Annotated in this window: 9 protein-coding genes; 3 read left to right on the top strand and 6 right to left on the bottom strand. The window is 68.6% G+C overall.

Annotated elements, in window-relative coordinates:
- Positions 1-570: sugar phosphate nucleotidyltransferase (locus M8J74_RS28090; protein WP_249839118.1), on the bottom strand; the 570-nt coding region annotated here is incomplete at its 3' end.
- A 454-nt stretch (positions 571-1,024) separates the two neighbouring features.
- Here M8J74_RS28090 and M8J74_RS28085 point away from each other — a divergent pair.
- From M8J74_RS28085 to M8J74_RS28075, 3 genes are all read left to right on the top strand, one after another.
- On the top strand, positions 1,025-3,013 hold the full coding sequence (locus M8J74_RS28085) for a glycosyltransferase family 2 protein (RefSeq protein ID WP_249839117.1): 1,989 nt from the start codon (positions 1,025-1,027) through the stop codon (positions 3,011-3,013).
- A 27-nt stretch (positions 3,014-3,040) separates the two neighbouring features.
- Positions 3,041-3,643: a dTDP-4-dehydrorhamnose 3,5-epimerase gene (gene rfbC / locus M8J74_RS28080; RefSeq protein ID WP_249839116.1), complete on the top strand. Its 603-nt coding sequence runs from the start codon at positions 3,041-3,043 to the stop codon at positions 3,641-3,643.
- A 174-nt stretch (positions 3,644-3,817) separates the two neighbouring features.
- Positions 3,818-5,080 (top strand): alpha/beta hydrolase, encoded by a 1,263-nt coding sequence (locus tag M8J74_RS28075; RefSeq protein WP_249839115.1) that lies wholly within the window; start codon positions 3,818-3,820, stop codon positions 5,078-5,080.
- A 295-nt stretch (positions 5,081-5,375) separates the two neighbouring features.
- On the opposite strand, the gene M8J74_RS28070 is transcribed toward M8J74_RS28075, so the two are convergent.
- The 5 genes from M8J74_RS28070 to M8J74_RS28050 form a co-directional block, all read right to left on the bottom strand.
- Positions 5,376-6,431, bottom strand: coding sequence for an alpha/beta hydrolase (locus tag M8J74_RS28070; RefSeq protein WP_249839114.1), 1,056 nt, complete (start codon positions 6,429-6,431; stop codon positions 5,376-5,378).
- 206 nt (positions 6,432-6,637) lie between these two features.
- A complete protein-coding gene (locus tag M8J74_RS28065; RefSeq protein ID WP_249839113.1) occupies positions 6,638-7,018 on the bottom strand; it encodes a hypothetical protein in 381 nt (126 codons plus the stop codon).
- A 796-nt stretch (positions 7,019-7,814) separates the two neighbouring features.
- A complete protein-coding gene (locus M8J74_RS28060) occupies positions 7,815-8,114 on the bottom strand; it encodes a hypothetical protein (protein ID WP_249839112.1) in 300 nt (99 codons plus the stop codon).
- Positions 8,111-8,677, bottom strand: coding sequence for a SigE family RNA polymerase sigma factor (locus tag M8J74_RS28055; protein WP_372500292.1), 567 nt, complete (start codon positions 8,675-8,677; stop codon positions 8,111-8,113). Before M8J74_RS28055 ends, M8J74_RS28060 begins: the two co-directional genes overlap by 4 nt.
- The gene (locus tag M8J74_RS28050) at positions 8,674-10,215 is read right to left on the bottom strand and encodes a sodium:solute symporter family protein (protein WP_249839111.1); all 1,542 of its coding nucleotides are present in this window, start codon (positions 10,213-10,215) and stop codon (positions 8,674-8,676) included. Before M8J74_RS28050 ends, M8J74_RS28055 begins: the two co-directional genes overlap by 4 nt.
- Positions 10,216-10,365 lie beyond the last annotated feature (150 nt).

Below are 10,365 nucleotides of genomic sequence, written 5' to 3'. Positions count from 1 at the left end.
GCGCCATGACGGCTCGATACTGCGGACGGCCTGGTGGATCGCGGGGGTGAAGAGATAGACGCCCACCAGTGCGAGGTCGCTCTTGGGCTGTTTCGGCTTCTCCTCCAGCCCCTTCACGCGGCCGCTGCCGTCGAGTTCGGCGACACCGAAGGATGTCGGGTTGGGCACCCGGGTCAGCAGGATCTGGGCGTCGGGGCGGTCCGTACGGAACCCGTCGACGAGGCCGGTGATGCCGCCGACGACGAAGTTGTCGCCGAGGTACATCACGAAGTCGTCGTCACCCAGGAACTCGCGTGCGATGAGCACGGCGTGGGCCAGACCGAGCGGCTTGTCCTGCGGTATGTAAGTGACGTCGATTCCGAGTTTGGAGCCGTCACCCACGGCTTCCCGGATCTCCTCGGCGGTGTCGCCGACGATGATCCCGACGTCTGTGATGCCGGCATCGGCGATGGCCTCCAGTCCGTAGAACAGCACGGGTTTGTTGGCGACGGGCACCAGTTGCTTGGCCGATGTGTGGGTGATGGGACGCAGGCGCGTGCCCGAACCACCCGACAGTACAAGGGCTTTCATGCGCGGCATGCTAGATCCAGTCAAGTTGGGGCTCCGTCTGCTGTGTCATAGGTCGCCGAATCGTGTCCGGATATTCCATGATTTTCGTGAGTAAGAGTCCGGTATGACATCACTTTGATGTGATGGCGATGGGTCGGCCGGGGAACAAGCCGATGTCGGAGAGGCCAACTGAACACTACAACATGTAGTAGGTTCGTCGGTGGGGAGGCGGAGTCGCTCCGGAGCGGTGTCAAGACTGTCATCGAACCGACGGACGAACCGTTGACCAGGCAAGAGCCCGTACGGGTGGTCCGGGCCCCCGCCCGCATGGAACTACCGACGATCTCGTTCCGTCTGCACAAGAGTGCTTGTGCATCGCCCGGCAGGGCGGCGGCCAGAGATTTCAGCCGTACGGGGCGAGGAGTCCGAGATGGCCGTCACGAAGTCGCTGAGTAGCGGAGGAGCGGAAAGTCACGTGCCGATCAAAGTGAGCGTCGTGATCCCGGTGTACAACCCGGGCGTGTACATCGAGGACTGCATCGCCTCTCTTCTGCGCCAGAGCCTGCCGGACGACGAGTACGAAGCGATCTTCGTCGACGACGGCTCCACCGACGAGACCCCCGAGCGCCTGGACCGGCTCGCCGCCGAGTACCCGCACATGCACGTCATCCACCAGGAGGGGTCCGGATGGTCGGGCAAGCCTCGCAACGTCGGTATGGCCGCCGCCAAGGGTGAGTTCATCCAGTTCGTGGACAACGACGACTGGCTGGGCGACGAAGCCCTGGAGCGGATGTACGACTACGGCGTGGCGAACGGCGCCGACGTCATCGTGGGCAAGATGGCCGGCAAAGGGCGTCCGGTCCCGCGGGAGCTGTTTCGCAAGAACCGGCCGTACGCGAATGTCGAGAACGCCCCGCTGATCGACAGCCTCACCCCGCACAAAATGTTCCGGAAGGCCTTCCTGGACAAGTACGACCTCCGCTACAAGGAGGGACGCCGCCGCCTGGAGGACCACGTCTTCGTCACTGAGGCGTATCTGCGGGCGGACAACGTCGCCGTTCTCAGCGACTACCTGTGCTATTACCACGTCAAGCGCGAGGACGCCTCCAACGCGGGCTTCCAGCGATTCGAGCCGGTCGGCTATTTCAACAATCTTCGGGAAGCCCTCGATGTCGTCGAGGAACTCACCGAGCCCGGGCCGCTGCGCGACCGGCTCTTCCGCCGCTGGCTGCGCAACGAGATGGTCGAACGGATGCGCGGACAGCGCCTGCTGAAGCTGCCCGCCGACTACCGCCAGGAACTGTTCGACCAGATCCACAAGGTGGTCGTCGAGCGATTCGGGCCCGGAGTCGCGGCCGGTCTTCCGACCACGCAGCGGATCGTCGCCGACCTGATCGCGGCCGGCCGTCTCGCCGACATCGAGGAGTTCGCCCGGTGGGAGTCGCAGGTCAAGCCCTCCGGCGTTCTCGATGACCTCGCCTGGGCCGACGGCAAGCTGACGATCGGTTACACCGCCGAGTACAAGTCCGGCGGCGAGCCCGTCGTCTTCCGTACCGTCGGCGGAAAGGACCTGCTCGTCCCACCGTTGACACAGACCGGCCCGGACGCCATCGCCCCTCTCGGAGCGGACACCCCGGCCCCGCTGGCCAAGTCCAAGGTCGATCTCGTCATGAAGGATCGTGCGACAGCCGCGGAGTTCTTCCAGCCTGTCGAGTTCACCCGCGAGAAGGTCCCGGTGAAAGGCAGGCAGGGACACTTCCGGCACGTCTTCCGAGCCACCTCACGGGTCGACCCGCTGTCGGCGGCGAACGGCGCAGCACTGGACGCCGGCATCTGGGACGTCTTCATCCGCATCACCTCCTGCGGATGGACCAAGGACACCCGCCTCGGTGCCGTAGGCGGCGAAGGGGCCGAACAGGGGCGCCGCGCCGCCGTTGTCGGCTCCCCGGCTCGTCTGTTCCTGCCCTTCTGGACCGATCCGCACGGCAATCTCTCGCTCGAGGTCGAGCAGCAGACCGACAGGATCGCGTACGAGTTCGCCGGCCTCACGTCTGCCGACGTCACCGTGACAACGGACCCTGGCCGCCTCACCGTTGCCCTGCCGTTCCACGTCCACGGCGAGTGCGAGGCGAGCCTGAAGCTGACGGATGCTGCGCACAGCCGTTCGGTGGCGCTGCACGGCACGCTGAGCGCCCTAGGGTTGGGCGAGGCCGAGCTGAGGACCGGCCTGCCCCTCGAGGAACTGGCGGGAGCCCGATGGCGGTTGGAGCTGGTCCTGCCGTCGACCGGAGGCGGCAAGCCGGTGGCACTGCCACTCGCACTCGATGTCCGCGCGAACGGAGGTGTCGTGGTCAAGCGTCTTCGTTCCGCGGTCAGGAAACCCGCGCGGAGGCGGTCCGGCTTCCCGGGGTCGGCGTTCTTGCGCCGCGCGGCGGGCAGGCTCCGTCGGACACTGAAGAAGTAACCGAATCACGCGAACGAGGATCACCACGTGCGACCACTGGATATCGAAGGCGCTTGGATACTGGAGCCCAAGGTCTTCCCCGACGACCGCGGCAGCTTCCACGAATGGTTCCGGGGCGCCGATTTCCGTGAGGCGACCGGCCAGGACCTCAACCTGGCGCAGGCCAACTGCTCCGTCTCCCGGCGGGGCACCCTGCGCGGCATCCACTTCGCCGACGTCCCGCCCAGCCAGGCCAAGTACCTCACCTGCGTGCGCGGCGCGGTCATCGACGTCGTCGTCGACATCCGCGTCGGCTCCCCGACGTACAAGCAGTGGGAAGCCGTACGGCTCGACGACCAGACCCACCACGCCGTCTACCTGTCCGAGGGCCTCGGTCACGCCTTCTTCGCCCTCACGGACGACGCGACGGTCGTCTACCTGTGCTCCGAGGGCTACGCCCCCGAGCGCGAGCACGGCATCCATCCGCTGGATCCGGACCTCGGCATCGAGTGGCCGGCCGGCATCCGGCCGCTGCTGTCCCCGAAGGACGAGCAGGCGCCGTCGCTCGCCGACGCGGAGGCACAGGGCCGGCTCCCGGCATATGAGGATTGCGTCGCCTACCGCAGGACTCTCACCGCGACTGACGGCTGACGGCTGACGGCTGACCACCGACGACTGCTTCGGAGCGCGACGGGTCCTTCACACGGAGACGTGGAAGGGCCCGATCGTTTGTTCCATGAGCTTTTCTTGGTGAACGCACAAGGGTCGCCGAACATCTTCCTGGTGACGGAAAGACCACAGGCAAGGGAACCGGGACTGAGTGGTATGGGCTTGACCAGCGAGACAACCGTGTACGTGATGGCGCTACTGGCCGCCGTCTCAGTGGCGCTGTTGGTCTGGCTCTGGCCACGGCTGGCCAGGCAGGGCCTGTGGCAGGTGCTCGGACGGCTGGCGGCCGTCGGCGTGACCCAGGTGACGATCATCGCGACGTTCGCCTGCTGGCTGAACTCCTCGTACCAGTTCTTCGGGTCGTGGGGCGAGCTCTTCGGCAACGTCGGCACCGCTCCCGTCGGCGTCACGCAGGCGGCCGGCCACAACGGCGACGGGACGGTCACCGGCGTCTCCGTGAAGGGTCCCCTGGTACAGCCCGCCGGCGCGGAGCAGCTGAGCCGGGTCAGCGGACTGCCCACCGGGCCCGCCGCGGTGAACGGGCGGGTCGAGTCCGTGAAGGTCATCGGGCGCCGCACCGGCGTGGTCGACCCGGCGTTCGTCTATCTGCCGCCGCAGTACTTCCAGAAGGCCTACCACAGGCAACGCTTCCCGGTGATCGTCGCCCTCAGCGGCTACCCCGGCAGCATCTTCAACCTCGCCCAGTACTTGCGGGTGTCGCAGACCGCCGGACAGCTGCAGAAGAGTGGCCAGATGCAGCCGACCATCATGGTGATGATCCGGCCGACGATCGCCCCGCCCCGCGACACCGAGTGCGTGAACGTGCCCGGCGGGCCCCAGACCGAGACGTTCCTGGCCAGGGATCTCCCCGACGCCCTGAAGTCCACCTACCGCGTGGGCCATGACGCCAACTCCTGGGGGGTCATGGGCTACTCCTCCGGCGCGAGCTGCGCCCTGCAGCTGACGATGCGCGACCCGCACGTGTACACGACGGCCGGTGCCCTGTCGCCCGACTACAAGGTCAAGGACGACCCCACGACCGGAAACCTCTTCGGCAGCGGGCTGGGCCGCGTCAACCGGATCAACGGACACGACCTGATGTGGCGGCTCAAGCACCTGCCGGTACCCCAGGTCTCCGTCCTGGTCGCCGACAGCAAACACGGCGAGAAGGGCTACGCGCAGACGCTGGCCTTCATCAAGGCCGTCAAAGCACCCATGCGCGTGGTGTCGATCCTCCCCGACCAGGGCAGCCACAACTTCCCGACGTGGACGCGGGAGATGCCGGCCACCCTGAAGTGGATGAACCAGCAGCTGACCTTCCCCCAGGACGTCGTACCCCGCCACCACCACACACCCGCCCGCACCACGGTGCGCGCCTCGGGCGCCGAGCCCTCACGAGCCGCCCCCCGGCACAGGTGAGGTGAGCGGGAGGCGCTGTCGCGAACGGGAAATTTCCACGGCGCGACTGGGGCAGACCCCTCTCTGAACCTCGCCGGCGGAGGCTGCATCGTCATCGCGGCCTCCACGCACACTGGCGTCGGCCCGCTCTTCGTGGTGCGGTTGGAAGTCGGCAACGCTTTCGCGCTGCCGCTGCACGTTGCCAAGGACCCCGACGCCGCTTGCTGAGGTCGGCCCAGGCGTGTGCGGCGTTGCGGGCGTCCAGAAGCGCCCGCAGGTCGTGGGTGGGTTCGCGGATGCCGGTGGACGCGGCTCGTCATGGCTTCGGCGCGTTGGTGTGACGGCTGAGGAAGGCGAAGGCTGCCGGGTACAGGCGGGTCCAGGTGTTGTAGTTGTGGCCTCCGGTTGGCAGCACCACGACCTGGGTCTGGACGCGTGTGCCGGCGGCCGCCTTCGCGAACTGTTGGAGGTAGTACGGCGGGCTGAGCCGGTCCTGCGCCGAGGTGGCCAGAAAGATGCTGACCCCTGCGTTGCTGTGGGCCACCATGTACGTGGGGCTGGTGCGCAGCCGTACCACTGGGTTCGGGATCACGCTCTTGTCACCGGTCAGTGGGTCGGGGTTCAGCGCCGCACCGGAGCCGAAGACCTTGGGGTAGGCGAGAGGAAGCCGCGCTGCGCAGAATCCTCCGGTGGAGAAGCCCATCAGGCTCCAGCCCCGAGGGCCGGGCAGCGTGCGGAACGTGTGGCTGATCAGTTCCGGCACGTCCCGCGCCATCCAGGTGGCGACCTTGCGGTTGGGCTGATCGGTGCAGTCGGTGTCGATGCCTCCCGGATCGACCACCGGCATGACCAGGATGAACGGGTGCGTGGTGCCGGCGTTCATCAACGACTCGAAGTCCTGCGGCATGCCCCCGTGTTCCACCCAGGACGCGGGGCCGCCCGGCACTCCGTGCAAGAGCAGCACCACAGGGAAGCGGGTGTGGCGGTGGCCGGTCTGGGTGTACTGCGGCGGAAGCCATACCTTTACCTGCCCCGACAGTTTGGAGTGCCGACCGCGGAAGTAGGTGTCCAGCAGCCCTGCCCCGCCGTGAGTGAACTTGGCGCGTTTGGCGGGTGGACCCGGCATGGCGACCACACCGCTGTTGTTTCCCAGCAGGTCGTTCCACGAGGCGTACAGGCCGTAGTCGTTGTTGATCCATGTGGCGACCACCGAGATGGCGGTCAGCTGACAGAGACCGATCATCAGCAACCGCAGCAGCCAGCGCAGTGGTTGGGGGCCCCGAAGCCGTGACCACAGCAGCAGGGTGCCGATCACGCACAGCACGGTGAACGCGATCAGCGTCACGAAGAACGGCATCCCCGTCAGACTCATGGTCAAGCCCCCGGCTGGTCGATGTACGGCTCCGTGTCACGGAACCACACCGGCACGAGTTCAGCCACGCCGACCCGCGCACCGGCCGCGCACGCCACCCCCCCCCGCGTCGGTGCGGATCCCGGAAGGAGATGCCATGCCGAAGCATCGGGGCGCGCGGCGGGGCCGACACCCTGAGTGTGGTGTCGGCCCCGGAGCTTTCGGTGCTACGGGCGGTCGAGGGTGATCGAGTTCACGGGGGTCAGGTCGACCCAGTAGGCCACGCCAGGTGCCAGGTCGCCGTCGCAGTTGACGCCGTTGTAGCCCTTGCACAGGTGGGCGTGGGCGCCGCCGGTCTGGTTGTTGTAGACCCAGTGCCACCCGTACTGGCCGCTGAGGTTGTGGGCTCCGTAGCTCCAGTAGGTGTTGGTGGGAGTGGTCTGGGTGTCACCTGGGTTCACGCCCTGAGGGAAGATGCAGACCGCTCCGCTGGGGCAGGTGCCCCAAGAGTCGGCGGCGGGCTTCGCCTCCGCTGTGCCGACGCTCAGCACGGCTGCGGCGGCGGTCGCGATCGCGACGGCGGCAGCACCCTTGATGCTCTTGCGCATAATCGTTTCCTCCCGTTCAGCGCCCTTGGTCAGTGGGCGCGGCGGCAGCCTATCGGCGCAGTGGGGGGCACACTCCAGCACTTTGATCCCGTTCGAAACGTCCGTCCGGACCGGCCAGGAGCGCCGGGCGGTGTGGGACGGACCGGCGCCACCGCCAGGTACTGCCGTGCTTCTCCACGTCTGCGACTTCTCCGCAAGGTCGATGCTGTGCTCGGCGATGGCGAGGGCAGGCGGCTTCCCGGTGAGCAGACGGTCCACTCCGTCGAGAAGGACCTGGGGGGCTGAAGCCCTGCCTTCGCTTCGCCCGACCAACCACGGGAGCGGCCGAGCGACTGGGGTGCCGGTATGCGTGATGCAGCGTGTGGCGCAACCGGTCAGGAACAGGGAAGCTGCGGCCGCCCTGCACGCGTATCGGCAGGGCGGGTGCTCCGCCAGCTGATGCAGCGCGGCTGACTGGTCGCCGACGAAGTCGTCTGTGCTTGTGGGACGGCGCGAACAAGATGAGCGCGATTCAGGGGACGGCCCGCCGAGCCCATCCATGACTGCGGGCCGGCCGTTGTGGCCACGGCTGCCCGTTCCGCGTCCGGTCACTTCTCGACCGCGGTGAGGCCGGCCGGTTCGCGATCGACCGCGAACCGGTGCGCCTCGGCGTCCTCACGCGCCTTCTTCCGGCATCAGCGCCCGCGTTCTTCCGGCATCAGCGACCCGCGTGGCGGCGGTCTGCTCATCGCCGATGAGGGCGCCGTCATCATGCGTGGTTGCTCGCAGTTCCGAATGCCGAACGGGGGAGGGGTAATCAACAGGGCGGCCAGATGGGTGATGCCCCTAGGCCGGAGAAGATCACCCCCGGGTCCGAGGGCGCCTGGTTCAGTACCCACAGGCCGATCAGCGTGGCCAGGGTGAACACCACGGCGATCAGCACGGCGAGCACGAGCCGGCGCCGGCGCTCGCGGCGCAGCCACTCGCCGCGCGCCGTGCGATAGGCGTCGGGCGCGGCCCGCACCCCGCCGGCCAGGGCGGCCAGTGCCTCGCTCAACTCCCGTTCCGTACGGTCCGGATCGGTGCCACGCGACGGAGTCGTGTCTCGATGCGTCATCGGCGGGCCTCCATCGCCTGGGTCAGCGCGGCGAGGCCGCGAGAGGTGTGGGTCTTCACCGAGCCGCAGGAGATGCCCATCGCGGCGGCGATCTCGCTCTCCTTGAGGCCGAGCCAGTGCCGCAGCACGAGCGCCTCGCGCTGCCGGGCCGGCAACTGCTGCAGCGCGCCGATCAGGACACGCTGGTCGTCGCGGAGCAGGGCCGCGCTCTCGGCGGAGACGACGGTCTCCTCGGGTGGGTTCTCCAGGTGCCGGCGTGCCACCTGGAGATGGCGTATCCGCATCCGGGTCAGATTGCAGACCGTGGAGCGCAGGTACGCCTCCGCCGCCTCGATGTCCCGCAGCCGGCGCCACTTGCGGTAGATCTGGTAGTACGCCTCGGCCACCACGTTCTCCGGATCGTCCGCGCCCAGCAGCACGGCCAGGCGCAGCATCGAGGAGTAGTGCACCTCGAAGAGCCGGGCGAGTCCGGCCTCCCGTTCCAGCTCGGCGGGGTCCGGCACGACGGGCGCCAGGGGCTCCACGTACGGCTCCGGTACCGGAACGGCATGTCTGCGTCTCACGGTTGGTTCGCTCCCGTCTCGGGGTGCCGCCTGACGGGCAGGCGGGACGGCAGGTCGGTCAGGTCGGCGCCGCGCGGGACGCCGAGACGTTCGAGGACCGCGGTGCCGGCCACCGTGACGGTCAGGTTCAGCAGGAGTGCGGCCAGACCGGCGTAGACCTGGAGCGGTCCGAAACCGAGGGCCACGATGGACGAGAAACCCTCACGGACCACCATGAAGGTGCCGGCGGCCATGCCCACAGCCCATCCGGCGAGCAGCGCCCGCGGGTGCAGCCGGCCGGTGAACAGCCCGACGGCCACGGCCGGGAAGATCTGCAGGATCCACACCCCGCCGAGCAGTTGGAGGTTGACGGCGTCCTGGTCGCGCAGCCCGAACACGAACGCGACCGCCCCCACCTTCGCGGTGAGCGAGACGGCCTTGGCGATACGGACCTGCCGCTTGGGTGTGGCCGTCGGGTGTACGTACTCGACGTACACGTTCCGTACGAAGCTCGTGGCGGCCGCTATCGACATCACGGCGGCCGGGACCAGCGCCCCGACGGTGATCGCGCCGAACACCAGCCCCGCCAGCGGCCCCGGCATCAGCCGGTCCACCAGCATCGGCACGGCCGCCTCGGCACCGCCCTTCGGCGCCCGCACCCCCGTCGCCAGCGCCGCGATGCCCAGAAACCCGAAGAGGGCGAGCAGTCCGGTCCAGGCAGGCAGGGCCACCGACACCTTGCGCAAAGTGCGCGGTCCGTCGGCGGCGAACCCGGCCGTCAGCACGTGCGGGTACATCAGCAGGGCGAGCGCGGAGCCGAGGGCGAGGGTGGCGTAGGCCGGCTGCTGGGCGGGGGACAGGAGCAGTGCCGGGCTGCCCAGGCGCCGCGCCGCTCCGTCGAAGACGGGGCCCGGTCCGCCGAGCCGCTCCAGCACCAGCCAGGTGACCGCGGTCAGCGAGACGAAGACGGCGACCGCCTTGAGCGCCGAGATGACCGCCGGCGCCCGCAGCCCGTGCCGGTAGGTGGCCACCGCCAGCCCCGCGAACAGGGCCACCATGACCAGGTCCCCGGTCGCGCCCCGCGGGTACACGCCCCCGGCCGTCAGCACGGCCCGTATGCCGAGCAGTTGCAGCGCCAGATACGGCATGGTCGCCAGGATGCCGGTGAGCGCGACGACGAGCGCCAGCGACGGCGAGCCGTACCGGCCCCGCACGAAATCGGCGACGGTGACGTAACCGTGCCGCCGGGCCACCGTCCACAGACGGCTGAGCAGCACGAAGGCGAGCGGACAGACGATCACGGTGTACGGCACCGCGAAGAAGGCGGCGGCCCCGTTGCCGTACGCCAGACCCGGCACGGCGGTGAAGGTGTACGCGGTGAAGACGGTGCCGCCCAGGAGGAACCAGGTCCACACCGGGCCGAGGCCGCGGTCGGCCAGCGCCCAGCCCTCCAGGGACGGCAGGCGGTCGCTTCGGTGCAGGCGCCGCGCGGTCACGGCGAGCAGCGACGCTCCGCCGATCACGGCGAGGAACGTCGCGGTCATGGCGCCGTCGGCCATGGGTCACCGTCCTTGGTGTGCCTGAACCTTCGCGCAAGAGTTGCGCGAAGGCCCGGAACGGATGACAGACAACCGGCGGGAAATGTTCTCGACATTCGCTGTCAACCGGTTGTGGGAGGTGGGCAACTCTTGCACAGACCGACAGCGAAG

Source organism: Streptomyces panaciradicis (assembly GCF_023516615.1).
GTDB lineage: Bacteria > Actinomycetota > Actinomycetes > Streptomycetales > Streptomycetaceae > Streptomyces > Streptomyces panaciradicis.
Note: the sequence above shows the minus strand (reverse complement) of the source record. Positions and strands in the feature narration are given on the sequence as shown.

Excerpts from the sequence above, each read along its gene's own strand:
- M8J74_RS28075 (WP_249839115.1), top strand. The coding sequence starts at position 3,818 with ATGGGCTTGACCAGCGAGACAACCGTGTACGTGATGGCGCTACTGGCC.
- M8J74_RS28070 (WP_249839114.1), bottom strand. The coding sequence starts at position 6,431 with ATGAGTCTGACGGGGATGCCGTTCTTCGTGACGCTGATCGCGTTCACC.
- M8J74_RS28065 (WP_249839113.1), bottom strand. The coding sequence starts at position 7,018 with ATGCGCAAGAGCATCAAGGGTGCTGCCGCCGTCGCGATCGCGACCGCC.
- M8J74_RS28060 (WP_249839112.1), bottom strand. The coding sequence starts at position 8,114 with ATGACGCATCGAGACACGACTCCGTCGCGTGGCACCGATCCGGACCGT.
- M8J74_RS28050 (WP_249839111.1), bottom strand. The coding sequence starts at position 10,215 with ATGGCCGACGGCGCCATGACCGCGACGTTCCTCGCCGTGATCGGCGGA.